This is a genomic window from Acidovorax sp. Root267 (genome assembly GCF_001429215.1).
Lineage (GTDB): Bacteria > Pseudomonadota > Gammaproteobacteria > Burkholderiales > Burkholderiaceae_C > Acidovorax > Acidovorax radicis.
Genome location: NZ_LMJC01000022.1, coordinates 269120 through 291675 on the forward strand (window position 1 = coordinate 269120; position 22556 = coordinate 291675).

Annotated in this window: 24 protein-coding genes and 2 tRNA genes; 8 read left to right on the forward strand and 18 right to left on the reverse strand. The window is 63.4% G+C overall.

Annotated features, from left to right (window positions below):
- Nucleotides 1–90: 90 nt before the first annotated feature.
- Nucleotides 91–780: a ribose-5-phosphate isomerase RpiA gene (gene rpiA, locus ASE39_RS15165; RefSeq protein WP_057271696.1), complete on the reverse strand. Its 690-nt coding sequence runs from the start codon at nucleotides 778–780 to the stop codon at nucleotides 91–93.
- 37 nt (nucleotides 781–817) lie between these two features.
- On the opposite strand from rpiA, the gene ASE39_RS15170 reads away from it, so the two are divergent.
- Nucleotides 818–1870: a quinone-dependent dihydroorotate dehydrogenase gene (locus tag ASE39_RS15170; RefSeq protein ID WP_057271697.1), complete on the forward strand. Its 1053-nt coding sequence runs from the start codon at nucleotides 818–820 to the stop codon at nucleotides 1868–1870.
- Nucleotides 1871–1978: 108 nt separating this feature from the next.
- Here ASE39_RS15170 and ASE39_RS15175 read toward each other — a convergent pair whose 3' ends face one another.
- From ASE39_RS15175 to ASE39_RS15195, 5 genes are all read right to left on the reverse strand, one after another.
- Nucleotides 1979–2311, reverse strand: coding sequence for a hypothetical protein (locus tag ASE39_RS15175; protein ID WP_010458408.1), 333 nt, complete (start codon nucleotides 2309–2311; stop codon nucleotides 1979–1981).
- Entirely contained in the window at nucleotides 2311–2706 is a 396-nt protein-coding gene (locus ASE39_RS15180) for a phage holin family protein (RefSeq protein WP_010458409.1), read from the reverse strand. The genes ASE39_RS15175 and ASE39_RS15180 overlap by 1 nt, the downstream gene beginning before the upstream one ends.
- Before the next feature lie 42 nt (nucleotides 2707–2748).
- Nucleotides 2749–3051, reverse strand: a complete 303-nt coding sequence (locus tag ASE39_RS15185) for a DUF883 family protein (protein ID WP_010458410.1) — start codon at nucleotides 3049–3051, stop codon at nucleotides 2749–2751.
- A 147-nt stretch (nucleotides 3052–3198) separates the two neighbouring features.
- Complete coding sequence (locus tag ASE39_RS15190; protein ID WP_057271698.1) at nucleotides 3199–4296, reverse strand: NAD(P)/FAD-dependent oxidoreductase; 1098 nt, start codon at nucleotides 4294–4296, stop codon at nucleotides 3199–3201.
- A 27-nt stretch (nucleotides 4297–4323) separates the two neighbouring features.
- Nucleotides 4324–5361, reverse strand: a complete 1038-nt coding sequence (locus ASE39_RS15195; RefSeq protein WP_057271699.1) for a histone deacetylase family protein — start codon at nucleotides 5359–5361, stop codon at nucleotides 4324–4326.
- Here ASE39_RS15195 and ASE39_RS26525 point away from each other — a divergent pair.
- The gene (locus ASE39_RS26525) at nucleotides 5326–5580 is read left to right on the forward strand and encodes a hypothetical protein (protein ID WP_140426797.1); all 255 of its coding nucleotides are present in this window, start codon (nucleotides 5326–5328) and stop codon (nucleotides 5578–5580) included. The two genes, ASE39_RS15195 and ASE39_RS26525, sit on opposite strands and share 36 nt — an antisense overlap.
- On the opposite strand, the gene ASE39_RS15200 is transcribed toward ASE39_RS26525, so the two are convergent.
- The 11 genes from ASE39_RS15200 to uvrB all read right to left on the reverse strand — a co-directional run bounded on the left by ASE39_RS15200 (nucleotide 5551) and on the right by uvrB (nucleotide 14420).
- Nucleotides 5551–5625: transfer RNA gene (locus tag ASE39_RS15200), tRNA-Val, on the reverse strand. The two genes, ASE39_RS26525 and ASE39_RS15200, sit on opposite strands and share 30 nt — an antisense overlap.
- A gap of 47 nt (nucleotides 5626–5672) precedes the next feature.
- Nucleotides 5673–5747, reverse strand: a tRNA-Val gene (locus ASE39_RS15205).
- A gap of 37 nt (nucleotides 5748–5784) precedes the next feature.
- On the reverse strand, nucleotides 5785–6498 hold the full coding sequence (gene dnaQ, locus ASE39_RS15210; protein WP_057224252.1) for a DNA polymerase III subunit epsilon: 714 nt from the start codon (nucleotides 6496–6498) through the stop codon (nucleotides 5785–5787).
- Between the two features lies 1 nt (nucleotide 6499).
- The gene (gene fdx / locus ASE39_RS15215) at nucleotides 6500–6838 is read right to left on the reverse strand and encodes an ISC system 2Fe-2S type ferredoxin (RefSeq protein ID WP_010458418.1); all 339 of its coding nucleotides are present in this window, start codon (nucleotides 6836–6838) and stop codon (nucleotides 6500–6502) included.
- Between the two features lie 38 nt (nucleotides 6839–6876).
- Nucleotides 6877–8748 carry a Fe-S protein assembly chaperone HscA gene (hscA, locus tag ASE39_RS15220; protein WP_057271700.1) on the reverse strand — a complete coding sequence of 624 codons (1872 nt, stop codon included), beginning with the start codon at nucleotides 8746–8748 and terminating at the stop codon, nucleotides 6877–6879.
- A gap of 82 nt (nucleotides 8749–8830) precedes the next feature.
- Complete coding sequence (gene hscB, locus ASE39_RS15225) at nucleotides 8831–9349, reverse strand: Fe-S protein assembly co-chaperone HscB (RefSeq protein ID WP_057271701.1); 519 nt, start codon at nucleotides 9347–9349, stop codon at nucleotides 8831–8833.
- 88 nt (nucleotides 9350–9437) lie between these two features.
- Nucleotides 9438–9761, reverse strand: a complete 324-nt coding sequence (gene iscA / locus ASE39_RS15230) for an iron-sulfur cluster assembly protein IscA (RefSeq protein WP_008904781.1) — start codon at nucleotides 9759–9761, stop codon at nucleotides 9438–9440.
- A gap of 15 nt (nucleotides 9762–9776) precedes the next feature.
- Nucleotides 9777–10181, reverse strand: coding sequence for a Fe-S cluster assembly scaffold IscU (gene iscU, locus ASE39_RS15235; RefSeq protein ID WP_057271702.1), 405 nt, complete (start codon nucleotides 10179–10181; stop codon nucleotides 9777–9779).
- A 39-nt stretch (nucleotides 10182–10220) separates the two neighbouring features.
- A complete protein-coding gene (locus ASE39_RS15240) occupies nucleotides 10221–11441 on the reverse strand; it encodes an IscS subfamily cysteine desulfurase (RefSeq protein WP_029412938.1) in 1221 nt (406 codons plus the stop codon).
- 110 nt (nucleotides 11442–11551) lie between these two features.
- Nucleotides 11552–12088: a Fe-S cluster assembly transcriptional regulator IscR gene (gene iscR / locus ASE39_RS15245; RefSeq protein ID WP_008904778.1), complete on the reverse strand. Its 537-nt coding sequence runs from the start codon at nucleotides 12086–12088 to the stop codon at nucleotides 11552–11554.
- A 241-nt stretch (nucleotides 12089–12329) separates the two neighbouring features.
- A complete protein-coding gene (gene uvrB, locus ASE39_RS15250) occupies nucleotides 12330–14420 on the reverse strand; it encodes an excinuclease ABC subunit UvrB (protein ID WP_057271703.1) in 2091 nt (696 codons plus the stop codon).
- Between the two features lie 105 nt (nucleotides 14421–14525).
- On the opposite strand from uvrB, the gene ASE39_RS15255 reads away from it, so the two are divergent.
- Nucleotides 14526–15722, forward strand: coding sequence for an amino acid aminotransferase (locus tag ASE39_RS15255; protein WP_057271704.1), 1197 nt, complete (start codon nucleotides 14526–14528; stop codon nucleotides 15720–15722).
- Between the two features lies 1 nt (nucleotide 15723).
- The gene (locus ASE39_RS15260) at nucleotides 15724–16326 is read left to right on the forward strand and encodes a nucleotidyltransferase family protein (RefSeq protein ID WP_057271705.1); all 603 of its coding nucleotides are present in this window, start codon (nucleotides 15724–15726) and stop codon (nucleotides 16324–16326) included.
- A gap of 108 nt (nucleotides 16327–16434) precedes the next feature.
- Here the strand turns inward: ASE39_RS15260 and ygiD are convergent, their stop codons facing one another.
- Nucleotides 16435–17340 carry a 4,5-DOPA dioxygenase extradiol gene (gene ygiD, locus ASE39_RS15265; protein WP_057271706.1) on the reverse strand — a complete coding sequence of 302 codons (906 nt, stop codon included), beginning with the start codon at nucleotides 17338–17340 and terminating at the stop codon, nucleotides 16435–16437.
- A gap of 133 nt (nucleotides 17341–17473) precedes the next feature.
- Here ygiD and ASE39_RS15270 point away from each other — a divergent pair, with 133 nt between their 5' ends.
- The 4 genes from ASE39_RS15270 (at nucleotide 17474) to ASE39_RS15285 (ending at nucleotide 22477) form a co-directional block, all read left to right on the forward strand.
- A complete protein-coding gene (locus tag ASE39_RS15270; protein WP_057271707.1) occupies nucleotides 17474–18364 on the forward strand; it encodes a CoA transferase in 891 nt (296 codons plus the stop codon).
- 15 nt (nucleotides 18365–18379) lie between these two features.
- A complete protein-coding gene (locus tag ASE39_RS15275; protein ID WP_057271708.1) occupies nucleotides 18380–19069 on the forward strand; it encodes a cold shock and DUF1294 domain-containing protein in 690 nt (229 codons plus the stop codon).
- 205 nt (nucleotides 19070–19274) lie between these two features.
- Nucleotides 19275–19736 (forward strand): hypothetical protein, encoded by a 462-nt coding sequence (locus ASE39_RS15280; RefSeq protein WP_029412944.1) that lies wholly within the window; start codon nucleotides 19275–19277, stop codon nucleotides 19734–19736.
- Nucleotides 19737–20044: 308 nt separating this feature from the next.
- On the forward strand, nucleotides 20045–22477 hold the full coding sequence (locus ASE39_RS15285; protein WP_241776923.1) for an EAL domain-containing protein: 2433 nt from the start codon (nucleotides 20045–20047) through the stop codon (nucleotides 22475–22477).
- Nucleotides 22478–22556: the final 79 nt, after the last annotated feature.

Here is a 22556-nt window from a genome sequence, read left to right on the forward strand (position 1 = left end):
CCGGGAACAAGCTGGCGTGGGCTGTCAAAACAAAGGGGCCTTTTCAGGCCCCTTTTCCTTTGCGCGCAAAATGTTTGCTGAAGCCAGGAATCAGTATGTGAGCGTCTTGACGCCTTGCGCCGTGCCCAGCAGGCAGACCGACGCCTTCTGGTGGGCAAAGACTCCCACCGTCACCACCCCGGGCCATTGGTTGATATCGGACTCGAACGCCAGCGGATCTGTGATCGAGAGCCCGCGGACATCCAGGATGTATTGACCGTTGTCGGTCACCAGGGGCTGCCCGTCCCGCAGCCGCAACTGTGCCTGGCCGCCCATCGCCGCAAAACGCCGCGCAATGTGGTTGGCCGCCATGGGGATCACCTCAACCGGCAAAGGAAACTGCCCCAGCGCCTGAACCAGCTTGGATTCGTCGGCAATGCACACAAAGCGGCTCGCCAGTGCAGCGACGATCTTCTCGCGCGTCAGCGCAGCGCCACCGCCCTTGACCATATGGCCTTTGCCATCGATCTCGTCGGCACCGTCGATGTAGACCGACAGCGCTGGAACCTCGTTGGCATCCAACACTGCAATCCCCAGCGCCTTCAGCCGCTCCGTGCTGGCCACCGAGCTGGATACAGCTCCCTTGATCTGGTCCTTGATGGTGGCGAGCGCATCGATGAACTTGTTGACGGTGGAGCCGGTGCCTACGCCCACAATCTCGCCAGGCACTACATATTGCAGCGCCGCTTGGCCTACCAGGGTCTTGAGTTCGTCTTGGGTCAGGGAAGGAGTGGTCGTCATGGGAGAAAATCAGGGGTAATTCTTGAATTATCCCTCCATGTCCCTGATCCCCTACGCCCTCACCCGCCCCTTTCTCTTTGGCCTGGATGCCGAGACCGCCCACGAACTCACCATGGACATGCTGGCGCGCGGGCAGCGCACACCGTTGCAGTGGGCCTGGTGCAATGAAACCGTGGACGATCCCGTGGAACTGGCGGGCTTGACCTTTCCCAACCGCGTCGGGATGGCAGCCGGCCTGGACAAGAACGCCCGCTGCATCGACGCCCTGGGCGCCATGGGCTTCGGCTTTGTGGAGGTCGGTACCGTGACACCCAAGGCGCAGCCGGGCAATCCCAAGCCGCGCATGTTCCGCCTGCCCGAAGCCCGCGCGCTGATCAACCGCCTGGGCTTCAACAACGAAGGCCTGGACGCCTTCTTGCACAACGTACAGCAGGCGCGCTTTCGATCACAAAGTCGCAAACATCCCCTCCTGTTGGGCCTCAACATCGGAAAGAACGCCACCACCCCCATCGAGAATGCCACCAGCGACTACCTGGCCTGCCTGGAAGGGGTCTACCCCCACGCCGACTACGTGACGGTCAACATCAGTTCACCCAACACCCAGAACCTGCGCGCACTGCAAAGCGATGCGGCCCTGGATGCCTTGCTGGGTGCCATCGCCGAGCTGCGTGAGGCGCTGGCAACACAGCATGGTCGCCGCGTGCCGGTGTTTGTGAAGATTGCCCCCGACCTTGATGAAGCCCAGGTGTCCGTGATCGCCGCCACACTGCAGCGCCATGGGATGGACGGCGTGATCGCCACCAACACCACCATCAGCCGCACTGCGGTACAGGGCCTGCGCTATGCCGGGGAAACCGGCGGCCTGAGCGGAGCCCCGGTGCTGGAGGCAAGCAACCAGGTCATTCGTCAACTGCGCGCCGCGCTGGGCAGCCGCTTTCCCATCATCGGCGTGGGCGGCATCATGAGTGCCGAGGATGCGGTCAGCAAGGTCCGCGCGGGCGCCGACGTGGTGCAGATCTATACCGGGCTGATCTATGAAGGCCCTGCATTGGTGGTGAAGGCAGCAAAGGCCATCAAGGCCATGGGTTGAGTCCAGGCTGCCCCATTGACCCGGAAACAAAAAAGAGCCGCTGTGGTCAGCGGTTCTTTTCAATTTACGAGAAGCAGGCGCCTCTGAGCAGAGGCATGCAGCACCCGCCTAGCGTCGGAGCCGCATCAGCATGGGCAGCACCACGCCCGCCCATCGGATCAGGCGGCGCGGCCCTGCCACCAAGGCAACCCCTGCCATGGCCGCAACTGCCAGGGGATGCTCCCGCGCGAACCCTGCGGCGCGAAGCACCAGGGATTCGTCAATGCCGCCCGCCCCCGGTTCACGCTGCACCAAGGCCAGCGACTGTGCCCGCGCAGCCCTGCGGGCGCGCAGGCGGTCTCGCTGCATGGCAATGCGGTCAAGAAGCCTCTGCTGTTCGGCAGTAGGCGGGGGAACGACGGGCTGAGGCGCTACGGAGGGGGACGGATGGGATGTCGCCATTACAAACGCTCCTTGATGTCACGCCAGTCCTGCGCGAGCTCGCGGCGCGTGAGGGCAAAGCCGTTGCCCGCCTTCTGCGCGACGGAAATGAGCGACATCAGTGTGGCAGCCCAACCCACGGTCCAGACAGCCGCAACCAGCCAGGCCACCAGGGTGCGATGGGGCGTATCCCAAAAATGCACGAGCACCGCCAACGAGAGCATGATCAATGCCACCACCGTGAGCCCTGCTACCACAATGGTCAGCACCAGCATTTGCTGCAGCCGCTGTTTCTGATCCTGCCACTCCAGCCGGGCGAGGTCCATGCGGTCTTCGGCAGCGATGGCACCTTCGATCACATTGGCACGCCAACGGGCCACCAGTGACTCCAGCCCCAGAAGGGAAAGCCAGTTCATGCGCAGCCCCTGTGTTGTGCGACCGAGCCCTGCCAGCCAAGATCAGCGGCGCGCAAGCAGGAAGCCCACCAGCGCACCCACGGCCAGCGCGGCACCTGCCACGCGCCATGGTTCATCGTGTGCATAGCGGTCGGCCGCAAGGGCAGCGTCCTTGGCCTGGCGGGCAGCATCTTGCGCCGCACGCACTGCCGACTCGCGCACGTTGTGCATGCCATCGTCAAGGCGCTGGCGCAGCAGCTTGATTTCCGGGACCGCATCAAGATCTTTGTTGGCCAGGAGCCCACGCAGATCAGAAACCAGCTTTTCCAGTTCGCCCTGGGTCGTGGTGGTGTCGGAAGCAGTCATACAAGCCTTTCTTTAAGCAACAAAAAAAATCAGTCAGCGCTGTCGGCATGGCCTGGCAGAGCACCGGTTCATCTTAGCCATCCGCCCTGTTCCCCTTCGTAGGACGGGGTCTCAAGAGGTTACCGATTGCAAATGGCTTGCCACAGATCAAACGAGTGCGGCCACATGTTCGGCAATCGCCAGAGAGCTTGTCAACCCCGGGGACTCAATGCCAAACAGGTTGACCAGGCCAGGGATGCCGTGGATTGAAGGCCCCTGAATCACAAAGTCCGCTGCCGGCTCATCTGGGCCGTGAATCTTGGGACGTATGCCCGCATAGCCAGGTGCGAGCGCTCCATCGCGCAACGCGGGCCAGTACTTGCGGACTTCGGCGTAGAACGCATCGCCACGTGCGGGGTCTACCAGCAGGTCATCTGGCGAATCCACCCACTGCACGTCGGGGCCAAACTTGGCCTGTCCCCCCAGATCGAGTGTCAGATGCACGCCCAGGCCTGCGGCCTCGGGCACAGGGTAGATCAAACGGCTGAAGGGGGCCTTGCCAGACAGCGTGAAATAGCTGCCTTTGGCGTAGCGGGCAGGGGGCACCTGTTCGGCAGCCAACCCCACAAATCGGCGAGCCAGCCCAGGGGCATGCAGACCTGCTGCATTAACCACAGCGCGCGCTCGCAAGCAGGTACCGTCCAATGCTTCCAAATTTATAGCATCTTGCGCGCATTCTGCTTGCGCCAGGGGCGAATTCAGCACCACAAGTCCCCCTGCATGCTCCAGATCGCCCTGCAACGCGAGCATCAGGGCGTGGCTGTCCACAATGCCAGTACTGGGCGAAAACAACGCAGCAACACATTCCAGCGCGGGCTCCATGGCCTGGGCGTCATGGCGGCCCAGCCAACGCAGATCCGGCACGCCGTTGGCTTGGGCCCGCGCCTGGATGGACTCAAGGCTTGGTAACTGGCCCGACGAAGTTGCCACCAGGAGCTTGCCGCAGCGGCGATGGGGCACGCTGCGCTCCGCACAGTAGGCATACAACATGTCTCTTCCACGCACGCACAGTGTGGCCTTCAACGAGCCGGTGGGGTAGTACAGCCCGGCATGGATCACCTCACTGTTGCGCGAACTGATACCCGTCCCGATCGCGTCCGCAGACTCCAGCACTATCACTTCGCGCCCCTGCAAAGCCAGCGCCCGCGCTACGGCCAGGCCCACCACGCCGGCGCCGACCACCACACAATCCACCTGATTTGTCATGGCCTTTCCTTTCAATGTGCTGTGCCCTCAGACCTGCTCGAACCCGTCAAGCACATTGACGGCGTTGGTGCCCAGTTCTGCGGCCGCATAGCCACCTTCCAGCACAAAGACGGTGGGCAGACCCAGCCGCGCGAGGCGCTCACCCAACCGGGTGAAATCGGCGGACGCCAGCGCAAACTTGGAGATGGGGTCGCCCTCAAAGGCGTCGAGCCCGAGGGAGATCACCAGGGCGTCAGCCCCCTGGCGGGCAATCCGCGCGCAGGCAATTTCCAGCGCATCGAACCAGGTGGTCGCACTGGTGCCCGCAGGCAGCGGCAGGTTCAGATTGAAGCCTGCGCCCTCGCCCACCCCGGTTTCGTCCGCATGGCCCAGATAGAACGGGTACTCGGTGCGTGGATCGCCATGAATGCTGATGAACAGCACATCGGCCCGGTCGTAGAAGATGCTTTGTGTTCCATTGCCATGGTGGTAATCCACATCGAGCAACGCCACACGCTGTGCCCCCTGGTTGCGCAGCACCTGTGCGGCCACGGCGGCATTGTTCAAAAAGCAATAGCCGCCCATGAAGTCCGGTCCGGCATGGTGGCCCGGCGGCCGCGTACAGCAAAACGCCGCGCGGGCTCCTTGGGCCACCCGTGTCGCAGCGCTGGCGGCAGCATCGGCCCCCGCCTTGGCTGCAGCCCAGGTACCAGACGCCATGGGGGTGCCGTTGTCCATGGAGTACAGACCCAGACGGGCCACAAAGTTCTCAGGCTCCAGATCGCTGCGCAGGGTACGAACGGGCCAGACCGACGGAAACGGCTGCGCACCCGCATTGGCAGCGTCAAGTGCCAGCCATTGCTGCCAGGCCGTCTTCAGGAAGGCCAGATAACGCGGCGCATGCACCTGCGACAACACGGGGCCGCTGTCCACGTCCGGGGTCATCAGGCCATGGCCACGCGCCCGCAGCGCTTCTTCGACATAGTCCACGCGTGCCGGTTTCTCAAAACAGGGCACGCGTTCACCGCGAAAGAACTCATGGACGGGGGCATGCCCCTGGTGAAACGGGTTGTGGAAGGTGATCATGGGTCGGGGCGTATCGACAGCGGCAAAAAGGCCAGAGGACAAACAGCGCGGCGCAAGAAAACGCAGCCGCCGTGGCATATCAAGTCTGACACTTTAGCCGCCCTGCAAGGTGCAGCCGCGGAAACAGCTGCCTATGCCCGCGCCCATGAAAAAACCCCTGCAGACAAAAATCTGAAGGGGTTTTCAAATTGGTGGGTGATACATGGATCGAACATGTGACCCCTGCCGTGTGAAGGCAGTGCTCTACCGCTGAGCTAATCACCCGACGTTGGCACCCTGAAGCAGGGTGCTTTCGCAAGAAGTCAAAAGCGTGGTGGGTGATACATGGATCGAACATGTGACCCCTGCCGTGTGAAGGCAGTGCTCTACCGCTGAGCTAATCACCCGTGTCGCTGTGACAGCCTTCGATTATGGCACAGCTTTTCAGGCTGCCTGAACAGTTCGCCAAATTGTTTTGCCGCCACTGGCCTTGTCAATTTGCGCCAGGAGCTCCGCATGTGCCGTCTGTTCCTGCTCGCTGGCGCGCAGGACAGGGAGGCTCAGCGCTCGCAGGTCGATGGCTGCGACCTTCAGGCCATCGCCGCTGTCCTGCGCGTCGTCGGCGATCAACAGGGCGTCCTGGCCGCGCGTGAGATTGATGTACACATCGGCCAGCAGCTCCGCATCCAGCAAGGCGCCGTGCAAGGTCCGGCCGGAGTTGTCCACGCCCAGGCGGTCGCACAGGGCATCGAGCGAATTGCGCTTGCCGGGGTACATCTCCTTGGCCATGGCCAGCGTGTCGGTGACGCTCTCCACATAGGTGCGGAACGCGGGGCGGCCCACCAGTTCCAGCTCCTTGTTCAGAAAGCCCACGTCGAACGCGGCGTTGTGGATGATGATCTCGGCGCCCTGCAGGTACTGCAGGATGTCGTCCACCACCTCGGCAAACTTGGGCTTGTCCTTCAGGAACTCGTTGCTGATGCCGTGCACCTTGAGCGCGTCTTCGTGGCTGTCGCGGCCCGGGTTGAAGTACAGGTGCAGGTTGTTGCCCGTGAGCTTGCGGTTGAGCAGCTCCACACAGCCCAGCTCGATGATGCGGTCCCCGCCCTCGGCCGACAGGCCGGTGGTTTCGGTGTCGAGAACGATCTGCCGTGTCATTTCAATGGTTTTCCTTGGCGTGGTTGATCGTGTACTTGGGAATTTCCACGGTCACATCGGTTTGAGCCAGGATGGCCTGGCACGAAAGTCGCGATTGTGGCTCCAGGCCCCAGGCGCGGTCCAGCAGGTCTTCTTCCTCTTCTTCCGCCTCGTTGAGCGAATTCAGCCCCTGGCGCACGATGACGTGGCAGGTGGTACAGGCGCAGCTCATGTCGCAGGCATGCTCGATGTTGATGTGGTTGTCGAGCAAGGCTTCGCAGATTGACGTGCCTGCGGGGGCCGTGATTTCGGTGCCTGCAGGGCAGTATTCGGGATGGGGAAGGATTTTGATGACGGGCATGGGGTGTTTTTTTGTTCGAAGAGATGCGTTCGGCGGGCTCAGAGGGCCTGCACGTTCTTGCCAGCCAGGGCCTGGTGAATGCCCCGGTTCATGCGCAAGGCGGCAAACGCCTCGGTACCCTTGGCCAGGGCATCGGTAGCGGCTTCGATGACGGCGGCATCGTCGGAATCGCGCTGGTGGCGCAGGGCCACCATCAGGGCATCGATGGCGGCGCGCTCCTGCGGGCTCAGCACATCGCCATCCGCATCGAGCGCGCTCTGGGTGGCGATGAGCATGCGGTCGGCGTCCACACGGGCTTCGACCACGGCGCGGGCTTTCATGTCCTGCGCGGCCGTTGCAAACCCGTCCTGCAGCATGCGCGCGATCTGGTCATCGGAGAGGCCATACGACGGCTTCACGTCAATGCGCGCCTCCACACCGCTGCCCTGCTCCTTCGCATTCACGCTCAGGAGGCCATCGGCATCGACGGTGAAGGTCACGCGGATGCGCGCTGCCCCTGCGGCCATGGGCGGAATGCCACGCAGCTCAAAACGCGCGAGGCTGCGGCAGTCTTGCACCAGATCGCGTTCGCCCTGCACAACATGGATCGCCAAGGCAGTCTGACCATCCTTGTAGGTGGTGAAGTCTTGCGCCTTGGCGGTGGGAATGGTCTCGTTGCGCGCCACGATGCGCTCCACCAGCCCGCCCATGGTTTCGATGCCCAGCGACAGTGGAATCACATCGAGCAGCAGCAGGTCCCCCGCCGTGTTGTTGCCCGCCAGCTGGTTGGCCTGGATGGCAGCACCCAGGGCCACTACCTCATCGGGGTTGAGGTTGGTGAGCGGCGGTTTGGCGAAAAATTCCTCCACGGCGCGCTGCACCTGCGGCATGCGGGTGGAGCCTCCCACCATCACCACACCCTGGACCTCGTCGCGGGCCAGATGGGCGTCGCGCAAGGCACGGCGCACTGCGGCCATGGAGCGTGCCGTCAAGTCGGCCGTGATCGCCTCAAAATCCGAACGTTTGACATCAAATCGGGCTTCATCGCTTGATAGTAAAGCGATGAATGCTACCGAATCAGTAGCAGTCAAGGCTTCCTTGCAGGCGCGGGCAGCCATGCGCACGGCGGATTTGTCCGCTGCAGTGATCGCCTGAAGTCCCAGCTGTTGCAGCACCCAGTCGGCCAGCACGGCGTCGTAGTCATCCCCCCCCAAGGCCGAATCACCCCCCGTGGAAATGACTTCAAAAACGCCCTGCGTCAGACGCAGGATCGAGATGTCGAAAGTGCCCCCGCCCAGGTCATACACGGCGTAGACCCCCTCGCTGGCGTTGTCCAGTCCATAGGCAATCGCAGCCGCCGTAGGCTCGTTGATCAGGCGCAGCAGGTGGATGCCCGCCAGCTTGGCCGCATCCTTGGTGGCCTGGCGCTGGGCGTCGTCGAAGTAGGCGGGCACGGTGATCACCGCGCCATACAGATCGTCATTGAAGGTGTCTTCTGCCCGGTAGCGCAGGGTCGCCAGAATCTCGGCGCTGACCTCGACGGGCGACTTGTTGCCATCCACCGTCGCAAGGCTGACCATACCCCCTGCGCCCTCGTCACTGGCGGGAACAAAGTCGTAGGGCAGCTTGCCCGCTTCCGCCACGTCTTTCAGGCCACGCCCCATAAAACGCTTGGCAGAGGCAATGGTGTTGCGAGCATCCTGGGCCTGCGCAGCCACGGCGTCGTATCCGATCTGGCGCCCGCCCTTTTCGAGGTAACGGACTACCGAAGGCAGCAGTACCCTGCCCTGCGCGTCGGGCAGGCATTCGGACACACCATTGCGCACGGCGGCAACCAAAGAATGGGTGGTGCCCAGGTCGATGCCTACGGCGATGCGCCGCTGGTGCGGGTCGGGGGATTGGCCGGGTTCGGAAATCTGCAGAAGCGCCATGAAATTTCGGGTCTCAACGTGGTGGGGCACACCATCACATCAGCAAGCGACATGGGGGCCCCAAGGGGAAAGCAAATCCGCTCTATTGTCCCAGTTGCTCTCGGCGGCGTTCAATATCGTCCGCAAATCGCGCAATGAACATGAGGGCTCTGACCTGGCGGGCCGCGCCTGCGTAGTCCTGCTGCTGGTCGATGAGTTGCTCGCACTGTGCCAGCGCGGCGCGGCGGGCCTGGGCGACACCATCGTCCAGCGCATCGAGTTCGCTCTCGGCGCGGGCATCTTCCAGCGCCTCGCGCCACTCCATCTGCTGCATCAAAAACGCAGCAGGCATGGCCGTGTTGTCCTCGGCGCGGATGGGCGCACCATGCAGTTCACACAGGTAGGCGGCGCGGCGCATCGGGTCTTTCAGGCGCTGGTAGGCCTCGTTGATGCGCACGGACCACTGCATGGCCACGCGCTGCGCCGCCGCACCCTGCGCCGCAAACTTGTCGGGGTGGGCTTCGCGCTGCAGCTCTTTCCAGCGCGCGTCGATGGCATTGCGCTCCTGCGCAAAGCGGCGCGAGATGCCAAACAGTTCAAAGTCGTCAGATTGCAGGTTCATGCGCGGAGCAACGGGGGGCGAAACATCCAAGAAAAAACCGCCAGCACGCAGCGCGATGGCGGTTTGACGGCACGAAGGCGGCAGGCGCTCAAACGCGGAAACTCTCCCCACAACCGCAGCGGTCACGCTCGTTGGGGTTGTTGAACTTGAAGCCCTCATTGAGGCCCTCGCGCACGAAGTCCAGCTCGGTGCCGTCGATGTAGGCCAGGCTCTTGGGATCGATCAGCACCTTGACGCCGTGGTTTTCAAACACGATGTCCTCGGGCTCGCTGTCGTCCACATATTCGAGCTTGTAGGCAAGCCCCGAGCATCCGGTCGTCTTGACCCCCAGGCGCACGCCCAGGCCCTTGCCTCGGCGGGACAAGTAGCGGTTGACGTGCCGGGCAGCGGCTTCTGTCAGCGTGATGGCCATATCTCTCTCGGTTGCTCAGGCAGCGGCTGTTGCAGGGGCTGCGTGCTTGGTCTTGTAGTCGAGCACGGCAGCCTTGATGGCGTCTTCGGCCAGGATGGAGCAGTGGATCTTGACGGGCGGCAGAGCCAGCTCTTCGGCGATCTCGCTGTTCTTGAGGGCCGCCGCCTGATCCAGCGTCTTGCCCTTGACCCACTCGGTCACGAGCGACGACGAGGCGATGGCCGAGCCGCAGCCATAGGTCTTGAAACGCGCATCTTCGATCACGCCGGTTTCAGGGTTCACCTTGATCTGCAGCTTCATCACGTCGCCGCAGGCAGGCGCGCCGACCATGCCGGTGCCCACCGAATCGTCACCCTTGTCGAACGAACCCACGTTGCGGGGGTTTTCGTAATGGTCAACCACTTTTTCTGAGTAAGCCATGATGTGTACCTCTTCAATTCTTTCAAAATCTTCAGGGATTCAGTGCGCTGACCACTGGATGGTGCTGATGTCGATGCCGTCCTGGTACATCTCCCACAGCGGGCTGAGTTCACGCAGGCGGGCCACGTTCTCACGGATGGTGGAGATGGCGTAGTCGATCTCTTCTTCGGTCGTGAACCGGCCGATGGTCATGCGCAGGCTGCTGTGGGCCAACTCGTCACTGCGACCCAGGGCGCGCAGCACATAGCTGGGCTCCAGGCTGGCCGAGGTGCAGGCTGAACCCGACGACACCGCCAAACCCTTGATCCCCATGATGAGCGATTCGCCTTCGACGAAATTGAAGCTCATGTTCAGGTTCTGCGGCACGCGGCGCTCCATGCTGCCGTTGATGTAGACCTGCTCGATGTCTTTCAGGCCGTCCAGCAGACGTTGCTGCAGGGCCTGGGCCTTGGCATTGCTCTCGGCCATTTCTTCCTTGGCGATGCGAAAGGCTTCGCCCATGCCCACGATCTGGTGCGTGGGCAAGGTGCCCGAACGCATGCCACGCTCGTGGCCACCACCGTGCATCTGCGCCTCCAGCCGAACGCGCGGCTTACGGCGCACATACAGGGCACCGATGCCCTTGGGGCCATAGGTCTTGTGGGCCGTCATGCTCATCAGATCGACGGGCAAGGTGGCCATGTCGATGGCAACCCGGCCCGTAGCCTGTGCGGCATCCACATGCAGCAGGATGCCCTTTTCACGGCACAGTGCGCCGATGGCGGGAATGTCCTGGATGACGCCGATTTCGTTGTTTACGAACAGAATGCTGATCAGCACGGTGTCCGGGCGAATGGCGGCCTTGAGCGCATCCATGTTGACCAGCCCGTCTTCCTGCACATCCAGGTAAGTGGCCTCAAAACCCTGGCGCTCCAGCTCGCGCATGGTGTCCAGCACGGCCTTGTGCTCGGTCTTGAGCGTGATGAGATGCTTGCCCTTGCCCTTGTAGAACTGCGCAGCCCCCTTGAGCGCCAGATTGATGGACTCGGTCGCACCGCTAGTCCAGACAATCTCGCGGGGGTCGGCTCCGATCAGGTCGGCCACTTGCACGCGCGCTTTCTCGACCGCTTCTTCAGCCTCCCAGCCCCAGGCGTGGCTGCGCGATGCCGGGTTGCCGAAATGTTCGCGCAACCAGGGAATCATGGCATCCACCACACGGGGATCCACGGGGGTGGTAGCACCATAGTCAAGATAGATGGGGAAGTGCGGGGTCATGTCCATGGCTGGCTCAGTGATGGTTGCTGGCTGGCAAACTCAGTAAGAAACAAAACGAGGCTTGAAAACTGTTCAGGGCGGTGCCGACCCCAGGGCCGACACAAGCCCTTGGGCTATCAGGATTTGGCGAAAACGTTGCCCAATGCGAACACGGAGTTCGGAGCATTCACGCGGATGGGCTTGACCACCGGCGTCGTCGAGATGGCGCGGCGCACCACGGGCTTGTCTTCGATCTGCACGCCTTTGGCGATCTGCTCGTCCACGAGCTTTTGCAGGGTGACGGAATCCAGGAACTCCACCATGCGCTGGTTGAGCGATGCCCACAGCTCATGCGTCATGCAACGGCCGGCTTCGCCCAGGCAGTTTTCCTTGCCGCCGCACTGCGTGGCGTCAATGGGCTCGTCCACCGAGACAATGATGTCAGCCACCGTGATGTCACCGGCCTTGCGAGCAAGTGTGTAACCACCACCAGGACCACGGGTAGATTCCACCAGCTCATGGCGGCGAAGCTTGCCGAAAAGCTGCTCCAGGTACGACAGCGAAATCTGCTGACGCTGGCTGATGGCCGCAAGGGTAACGGGCCCATTGTTCTGGCGCAGGGCCAGGTCAATCATGGCGGTGACCGCAAAACGGCCTTTGGTTGTGAGACGCATCGCAAGCTCCTTGTGCTAAGGCTTGTTCGTTGTAGAAACCGCCTTCGCTGGCTGATGGCCAGCAAGGCACCGTCTCCGCCCCTTACTCCGAACAGTCGCCTGCACGGAGCCCTTCATCGCTGGGCTGTTTTCTTGAGTATTTTGTAGGAGTATAACACAAATCCCTATCGATTCTGTCGGGTTAAAAAACCAACTGGTTTTAAATCGACTTGATAGTTATTTCCAATTGTTTTCTCGCCCATTACAAGGCCACCGAATCATTGCCGTGTGCACCAAATGCCTGATCCTTGAGCCGCGTGAGTTGGTCCCGTACCCTTGCCGCCTGCTCGAATTCCAAGTTGCGCGCGTGTTCCAGCATGAGTTTTTCGAGCCGCTTGATCTCGCGCGCCACGTCTTTTTCTGACATGTCCTCCACCTTGGCGCGCTGCAGGGCTTCCTGCTCCAGCCGCTGCGCATCCTTTCCGGCCTTCTCGCTATAAACCCCGTCAATCAGGTCTCTTACCCGCTTGACAATGCTGCGCGGCGTGATTCCGTGTGCCTCGTTGTGTGCGATCTGCTTGATGCGCCGACGTTCCGTCTCGCCCATGGCTTTTTTCATGGACTCCGTAATGCGGTCTGCATAAAGGATGGCCCGGCCATTGAGATTGCGCGCCGCGCGGCCAATGGTCTGGATCAGGCTGCGCTCGGCCCGCAGGAAGCCCTCCTTGTCGGCATCCAGGATCGCCACCAGGGACACCTCAGGGATATCCAGCCCCTCCCGCAGCAGGTTGATACCCACCAGCACATCAAAAGCACCCAGGCGCAGGTCGCGAATGATCTCCACACGCTCCACCGTGTCCACATCGCTGTGCAGGTAGCGCACCTTCACGCCGTTATCCGTCAGGTAGTCGGTCAGTTGCTCCGCCATGCGCTTCGTGAGGGTAGTAATGAGTACGCGTTCATACTTTTCGACACGAATGCGTATTTCTTGAAGCACATCATCCACTTGGTGCGTTGCGGGCCGCACTTCCACCTCAGGGTCCACCAGTCCGGTGGGGCGCACCACCTGGTCCACGATCTGGCCGGAGTGAGTGCGCTCGTAGTCCGCGGGCGTGGCGGTGACAAAGATCACCTGCCGCATGCGCTGTTCGAACTCCTCGAACTTGAGCGGCCGGTTGTCCAGCGCCGATGGCAGGCGAAAGCCATACTCCACCAGCGTGGTCTTGCGCGAACGGTCGCCGCTGTACATGGCATTGAGCTGGCCGATCATCTGGTGGCTTTCATCCAGGAACATCAGCGCGTTCTTGGGCATGTAGTCGGTCAGCGTGCTCGGCGGGTCGCCCGGCGCGGCACCCGACAGGTGGCGCGTGTAGTTCTCGATGCCCTTGCAGTGCCCTACTTCGCTGAGCATCTCCAGGTCAAACCGCGTGCGCTGCTCCAGCCGCTGCGCTTCCACCAGCTTGCCGTCGGCCAACAACTGCTTGAGGCGGTCGGCCAGTTCGATCTTGATGGTCTCCACGGCGGCCAGCACTTTGTCGCGCGGCGTCACGTAGTGGCTGCTGGGATACACGGTGAAACGCGGGATCTTCTGCTTGACGCGGCCCGTGAGCGGGTCGAACAGCTGCAGGCTCTCGATCTCGTCGTCGAACAGCTCGATGCGGATGGCCAGCTCCGAGTGCTCGGCCGGGAACACGTCGATGGTGTCGCCCCGCACACGGAACTTGCCGCGCGAGAAGTCGGCCTCGTTGCGCTGGTACTGCATGCGGATCAGCTGGGCGATCACATCGCGCTGGCCCAGCTTATCGCCCGAGCGCAAGGTCATCACCATGCGGTGGTAGCTCTCGGGTTCGCCAATGCCGTAGATGGCCGACACCGTGGCCACGATGACCACATCCGTGCGCTCCATCAGGCTCTTGGTGCACGACAGCCGCATCTGCTCGATGTGCTCGTTGATCGCGCTGTCCTTCTCGATGAACAGGTCGCGCTGGGGCACATACGCCTCGGGCTGGTAGTAGTCGTAGTAGCTCACGAAATACTCCACGGCATTCTTGGGGAAGAACTCGCGGAACTCGCTGTACAGCTGCGCAGCCAGGGTCTTGTTGGGGGCGAAGATGATGGCCGGGCGCCCCATGCGGGCGATCACGTTGGCCATGGTGAAGGTCTTGCCAGAGCCCGTCACACCCAGCAACGTCTGGAAGGTTTCTCCGTCGTTCAGGCCCTCCACCAGCTTGTTGATGGCCTCGGGCTGGTCGCCCGCCGGTGGATACGGCTGGAACAATTCAAAGGGGGAATTGGGGAAATGGACGAATTCGCCGTCTTGCTTTTCCGTTATGACTTCTGTGATATCCGGCATGGGTGCAGTCAACGATTGGGGGGTAGCGGCCGTTAAAATCGGCGGAACCCGGCACAGTACACCACGCCCGGATTCTTCGCTACTGACAACCTTTCAAGGATTTTCATGTCTCTTTTCACCGCCGTCGAAATGGCCCCCCGCGACCCCATCCTGGGCCTCAACGAGCAATTCAACGCAGACACCAACCCCAACAAGGTCAACCTGGGCGTCGGCGTTTATTTCGACGACAACGGCAAGCTGCCCTTGCTGCAATGTGTGCAGGCCGCAGAAAAGACCATGATGTCCACCCCCACTGCCCGTGGCTACCTGCCCATCGACGGCATCGTGGCCTATGACAACGCCGTCAAGGCTTTGGTATTCGGTGCGGACAGCGAACCCGTCACTTCTGGCCGCGTGGCCACCGTGCAAGCCGTGGGTGGTACGGGCGGCCTCAAGATCGGCGCTGACTTTCTCAAGAAACTCAGCCCCAACGCCAAGGTGCTGATCTCCGATCCGAGCTGGGAAAACCACCGCGCGCTGTTCACCAATGCCGGCTTCGAAGTCGATACCTATGCCTACTACGACGCCGAAAAGCGCGGCGTGAACTTTGAAGGCTTTCTGGCCAGCCTGAATGCCGCCGCTGCCGGCACCATCGTCGTGCTGCACGCCTGCTGCCACAACCCCACCGGCTACGACATCACGCCCCCCCAGTGGGACCAGGTGATTGCCGCCGTCAAGGCCAAGGGCCTGACGCCTTTCCTCGATATGGCCTACCAGGGCTTCGGCCACGGCATCGCCGAAGACGGCGCCGTGATCGGCAAATTTGTGGCTGCAGGCCTGAACTTCTTTGTCTCCACATCTTTCAGCAAGAGCTTCAGCCTGTACGGCGAGCGCGTGGGTGGCCTGTCGGTGCTGTGCGCCGACAAGGAAGAAGCCGGCCGCGTGCTGAGCCAGCTCAAGATCGTCATCCGCACCAACTACTCCAACCCACCCATCCACGGTGGCGCAGTGGTGGCCGCCGTGCTGAACAACCCCGAACTGCGCGCGATGTGGGAACAAGAACTGGCCGAAATGCGCGTGCGCATCAAGGCCATGCGCCAGAAGCTGGTCGATGGCCTCAAGGCCGCCGGTGTGAAGCAGGACATGAGCTTCATCACCACGCAGATTGGCATGTTCAGCTACTCGGGCCTGACCAAGGACCAGATGGTGCGTCTGCGCAATGAGTTCGGCGTGTACGGCACTGACACCGGCCGCATGTGCGTGGCCGCGCTCAACAGCAAGAACATCGACTACGTCTGCCAGTCCATTGCGAAAGTGGTCTGAGTTGGACACTGAAGCGGCGCTCGCGCGCCGCTTTGTGAGCGAAACGCTCCAGAACCCGCACAACGCGGCCCTTCTGGGGCGTTTGCCGTTTCTGGGCCTGCCGGATGTCTGGCTGGTGGCAGGTTGTCTGTTCCAGACGGTGTGGAACCTGCGTTCCGGACTGAATCCCACGGCGCACATCAAGGACTACGACCTGTTCTATTTCGATGCGTCGGACCTGTCCGAAGCCGCCGAACAAGCCGTGCAAGCCCGCGTCACCGCCCTCTTTTCCGACCTGCCGATCACCGTGGAAGCCAAGAACCAGGCCCGGGTACACCTCTGGTACGAACGCTGGTTTGGTTACCCCTATGCGCCGCTGCAGTCGGCCCGCAACGGCATCGAGCGTTTTCTGGTGCCCTGCACCTGCGTGGGCCTGCAGCCTGCCGCCGACCCGGGTGTTGAGGAGCCCATGCTCTACGCGCCCTACGGGCTTGAAGAGCTGTATGCAGGACTGCTGCGCCCCAACCCTGCCTGTCCACATCTGCCGCTGTTCCAGGCCAAGGCGGAAAGCTACCGCGAACGCTGGCCATGGCTGACGATCCGGGCGGGTGACATGCCTGCCTGATCTGTAACGCCGCTAGTTTTCAAGCTTTTTTGGCCTCTAGCGCTTTATCTATATGCGCTACCAGCTATCAAAAAAGAAGCAATTCAAACAACCTGGCGCCGTACCCCATCACCCCCAAAGCACCGACCGCATCGAGATCGATGCCGACTGGTAGCCCGTGTTGAAGAAGCGCGGCATCTCGCTGGGCAACACAGCTCCCGCCGCGTACAACAACGGCAGATAGTGCTCGTGCGTGGGGTGCGCCTGTTTGGCCACGGCACCCAGTTTCTGGAAGTCCTGCAGGGCTCCGAGCTGGCCTTGCTTGATCTGCTCCTGCACCACGGTGTCGAACTCGGTGGCCCAGTCGTACGCCTCGTTGGCGGCCGTGCCACGGCGCGTGAGCCGCAGGTTGTGCACCACATTGCCGCTGCCCACGATCAACACGCCCCGCTCACGCAGCGCCTTCAATTGCTGGCCCAGCGCGTAATGCTCGGCCGGGGCGCGGCTGTAGTCCATGCTCAGCTGCATCACCGGGATCTGTGCCTTTGGAAACATGGGCTTGAGCACCGACCAGGTGCCGTGGTCCAGGCCCCATTCGCCCTCATCCACGCCCAGAGCGCCTCCGGTGGCAGGCGATTTGAGCTCCCCCGCCAGGCTGCGCGCCACCTGCGGCGCACCAGGCGCGGGGTATTGCTGGTCGAACAGCGCCTGCGGAAAACCACCAAAGTCGTGGATCGTCTTGGGGTTGGCCATGCCGGTCAGCTGCCAGCCGCCACGCGTGAGCCAGTGGGCCGACACACACAGGATGAGCTGCGGCTGAACGGCGCGGGCCGCCAACTCCGCCCCCAAGGCCTGCCAGCTGCGTCGCCAGGCGTTGTCTTCGATGGCGTTCATGGGGCTGCCGTGGCCCACAAACAGCACCGGCATGCGGGGTGACTGCTTGAGCGCCTGCAAAGCGGGTGCCGTGGCGGCGCTGCTCAGGGACGTGGTCATGAAAGCTCCCGGAAAGGCGGCCAGGCCCGTGAGGGCGGCCAAAGAGGTTCTGCGTTGCATGGGTCAGGGAGCGTAACAAATTATGTATAACGCTGGGAGTGAGCCCGCGCGCCCTGCGAAGTTCCAGCGCCGCACCTTCCATTCAAAACCACAACACCGAGACAAGCCTGAGCCCATGACAACCGCCCTGCCCCAGCCCCTGCGCAATGTCCGCGTCCTGAGCCTTGCGCTGAACCTGCCCGGCCCCGCCGCCCTGATGCGCTGCGCGCGCATGGGTGCTGAATGCACCAAGCTCGAACCGCCCCCGCCCCCCGGCTACCCCAGTGCCGACCCCATGGGCATCTACAGCCCGGCGGCCTATGCCACGCTGCACAGCGGCGTGCGTGTGGTGCATGCCCACCTCAAGACCACAGAAGGCCAGGCCACGCTGCACGAGGAGCTGGCCCGCACCGATGTGCTGATCACCTCGTTTCGTCCCTCGGCGCTCACCAAGCTGGGCCTGGGTTGGGAGGCACTGCAGGCGAAGTACCCGCGCCTGTCGCTGGTGCGCATCGTGGGCGCAGCGGCCGAGCGGGCCGAAGAGCCCGGCCACGACCTCACCTACCTGGCCGACGCCGGGCTGGTAACCGGCACCGAGATGCCCCCCACGCTCTACGCCGACATGGGCGGCGCCCTGATGGCCAGCGAGGCCGTGCTGCAGGCTCTGCTGGAACGCGCGCACACCGGCAGCGGTGTGTGCATTGAAGTGGCGCTGGCCGATGCCGCCGCCTGGCTGGCCCAGCCGCGCGACTGGGGCCTGACCACACCCGAGGGCGACGTGGGCGGCAACCACGCGGGCTACCGCATCTACCCCTGCGCCGACGGCCGTGTGGCGGTGGCCGCGCTGGAACCCCACTTTGCCGCCAGCCTGTGCGCCGCCGCAGGCATGCCCGCCACGGGCGACCCGCAGGTGCTGCGCGCCCCTGCCACCCACACGGCTGTGGCGGTGTTCCTGCGCACACAGACACGCGCACAGCTGGATGCGCTGGCGGTGGGCCAGGACATTCCCTTGCACACCCTGGCCTGAGAACCCCTTTCGCCGATGCAAAAACAGGGCACCGTCATCCGCTGGGACGCCACCCGCGCCTTCGGCTTTATCCGCAGCCCGGACACCTCGGCCGATGTGTTCTTTCACGTGCGGGACTACCGTGGCAGCGCTGCGCCCCGCGAAGGGCTGGCCGTGGTGTACGAAGAAATCCATGTGGGCGGCAAAGGGCCTCGGGCCATGGCGGTGCAGCCCATGGGCCAGCAAGGGGCCGCACCCCAGCCCCGCCCATCGGCCAAATCACCCCCACAGCGGGCTCGACACGAACCGGCGCAGCGGGCTCCCAAACCGCGAACCCAACGCCATCGGCGCCCCGCAGACGCCAGCGGCCCGCCAACTCCCGCAGGCCCGGCGCTGGTGCTGATGCTGGGCTGGGTGGCGCTGCTGGCCTGGGGCTTCTGGGCCGGTCAGCTGCCATGGTGGGTGCTGGGAGCGGCCCTGGCCGTCAACCTCCTCACCTTTCTGGTCTACGCCATCGACAAAAGCGCCGCGCAAAACGGCCAGTGGCGCACCAAGGAAAGCCACCTGCACCTGCTGGGCCTAGCAGGCGGATGGCCTGGCGCATGGTTTGCCCAGCAATGGCTGCGGCACAAGTCCCGCAAGGTGGAGTTCCGCACGGTCTACTGGGCCACCGTGGTGCTGCACTGCGCGGCGCTCGGGGCCTGGGTCGGCGGGTGGCTTCGATAGATGCGCCGCAACTGGAAAATCGCATATCAATTTTGATAGCTGCTTGCGCTTGATGGATAAGCGCCAGAGGCTGTTTCAATCATATTTCTGGCACGTCCCCCTGCGCGGCAAGGGGCGCTGACGCGCAGATTGCCCGCTGGCCTACACCACGCGCCGGGGCCACGGGTTTCAATCGAAAAGGTCTGAAACACCTCGGGAGAAGCCCATGAAACCCCTCGTTCTTGATTCCACCATGACCAACATGGGCGGCGTTTTCTACCCTACCGGCCACGTGTTTGCGCTCTTCCCCGACGAAGACTGCGTGCGCCAGGCGGCCACGGCGCTGCAAGCCGCTGGCCACCAAGGCGAAACCGCCTACGCCAGCCCTGAAGTCATCCTGCAGGAGATCGTGCACACGCTGGGCACGGCAGATGCGCCGCTTCCGTCGGTCGGTGCCGAAGGTGACATGGTGCGCCGCATTGCCGACCTGGCCGGCAAGGGCCACCACGGGCTGCTGATCGCCATGGCCGACAAGGACGACGCTGAGACCTTGGTCGCCGCCATCGCTCCCGAGGGCGCGGTCACCGCGTTTTACTACCGCACCTTCATCATCGAAGACCTGATCTCGCAGCCCCAAGACGACGGCCCGCAGTCCGTGCTGGTGGGCACCCACGCTGCGGCGCCGTAAACATCGGCGTCAACCAGGCCCGGCAACACAAAGGCGAAGCCAGCGGTGGCCCGCCGCGCGCGGGTGCGCATCGGCATGGCGCCCATTCCCCGCAGACACAAGGGGTTGCCAAACTTTGCATGCGCTGGCAAATTGATCGCTATATAGTGGGCCGGAAGCACCGCACCGCAGAATGAGCCACTGATTCCAGGACAACACTGGACCGCAGGCATTGACACAGTGTGCGGACACACCGATGAGGGCGCGCCGGATGGGGCCACCAGGCATCACTGGCGCACGCAGCTTGGCACGAGGCGAGGGACCCATCCATGGATGTATTGCAGCCGGTCGAGCGAAGGCCTGTGCCGTTGACGTTGCGGGTGACCTGGCCTTTCATCACGATGGTGTTGCTGCTGGCGGTGTGCGCTACGGCCAGCCTGCATGTCTTGTCCACGGTGCGTGCCTTCGTCGCTGGCGAAAGCCTGTGGACCAAAGGCCAGAAAGACGCCATCTATTTCCTGAACCAGTACGCCATCAACGGCTCCCCCCAGGCCTTTGAGGGATTCACCCGCGCCATGGAGATCCCGCTGGGCGACCGGGCAGCCCGGCTGGCCCTGGAGTCAGGCCAGGTGCAGATCGATGTGGCGCGCGACGGTTTTCTGCGCGGTGGCAACCACCCCGATGACATTGACGGCCTGATCTGGCTGTTGCGCTACTTCGACGACTTTGATCTGGTGAAGAAGCCGGTAGACCAATGGCTGGTGGGCGACGAGTACATCCGCGCACTGCGCGAGCTGTCGCACGAGATCCACCAGCGCAACACCGCCGGCACGGCGGATGCCCCGACGCGCGAACGGTGGCAGAACACCATCCGCGAAATCAACGCAGGCGTGACCCCGGCGGCCCGGAACTTCAGCGAGGCCCTGGGCGAAAGCTCGCGCCACATCGTGCTCCTGCTGATGTGGACCAACATGGGCATGGCCCTGGTGCTGATCCTGCTGACCCTGTGGCACACGCGCACGTTGCTGGCCCAGCGCCAGAATGCAGAGCGCGCCCTGGAGGCCGAGCGGGAACAGGCGCGCACCACACTGGCCGCCATTGGCGATGCCGTGGTGACGACCAACATCCACGGCGAGGTCACCTACATGAACCCTGCCGCAGAAACCTTGCTGGCCCGCCCGGCCGCCCAGGCGACCGGGCAACCACTGGCGCAGTTGCTGGTCTTTGAGGATGACGCGCCGCCCCTGTCCGCCGACACACTGGTGCAGACGCTGCTGCGCAGCGATGGTGCCGCCAAGGGCAACATCCACCGCACGCTGGTGCGCCCGGACCAGAGCATCGTTCCGGTGAGGCTGGTGGGCTCTCCCATCCGGCACCGGGGCGTGCTGACCGGGGCGGTGCTGGCGCTGCACGACGTCACGCGCGAGCAGCACTATGTGGAGCAGCTCTCGTGGCAGGCCAGCCATGATGCGCTGACGGGGCTGGTGAACCGGCGCGAATTCGAGCACCGGCTCGAAGCCCTGCTCGGCCACCCGCGCCAGCCGGGCCGCGAAGGCTCTCTGCTCTACGTGGACATGGACCAGTTCAAGCTCATCAACGACACCTGTGGCCACCAGGCCGGTGACGAAATGCTGCGCGAGGTCTGTCGCATGCTGCAAAGCCATCTGCGCGAAGGTGACACGCTGGCGCGGCTGGGCGGGGACGAATTCGGCATTCTGCTCAAGGACTGCCCCGCGGGCCCCTCTGCGCGCATTGCAGAACAATTGCGCCAGGCTGGCCAGGACCTGCGCCTTGCCTGGGAAGGCCAGCAGCTCACCACAGGCCTCAGCATCGGCATGGTGCAGCTCATCCCTGCGCTCACCTCCATCCAGGAAGCCATGCGCGTGGCCGACATGGCCTGCTACCGCGCCAAGGAAGGCGGGCGCAACCGGGTGTTCATCTACCAGCCCGAAGACATCGAGATGACCCGGCGCGAAGGCGACATGGACTGGGTTCGGCGGCTGCGGCTCGCCCTCGAGCACAACCGCTTCCAGCTGCATGCGCAAGCCATCCGTGCGCTGCAAGGCACCGGCGAAGAGGGTCTGCACATGGAGGTGCTGCTGCGGCTGCGTGAGGAGGAAGGGGGCCAGCTGGTGGCGCCCGGCACCTTCATTCCGGCCGCCGAGCACTACGGGATGATGCCGTCCATCGACCGCTGGGTGATCCGGCACACGCTGCTGGCGCTGGCGCAGCACCAGCGCACCCCCGGAGCCCTGCCGCTGCACACCTGCGCCATCAACCTGTCGGGCACCAGCCTGGGGGATGACAGCCTGCTCAAGTTCATCCGCACCGCGCTCACGGAATCCGGGCTGGACCCCGCACTGCTGTGCTTCGAGATCACCGAAACCAGCGCCATCTCGCACCTGCCCAATGCGGTGCGCCTGATGAAAGAGCTCCAGCAACTGGGCTGCCGCTTCGCGCTCGACGACTTCGGCGCGGGCATGTCGTCCTTCACCTACCTCAAGCACCTGCCAGTGAACTACCTCAAGATCGATGGCGCCTTCGTCAAGGACATCTTGCTAGACCCCACCAACCATGCCATGGTGGAAATGATCCACCGCATTGGGCACGTGATGGGCAAGCAGACAATTGCCGAGTTTGCCGAGTCCGAAGCCATCGTGGACGCGTTGCGGATCATCGGTGTGAATTACGCCCAAGGCTATGCGGTGGCAAAGCCCGTGCCACTCTCGGAATGCCTGGCCGGGGGCTACACGACCCCCTGACCACCGCCCGGGCCTGGCGCGCCTGAGTCCGGCCACCCCGCCGATGCCGTTGGCGCGGCATCCCAGCCCGCCGTTTCAG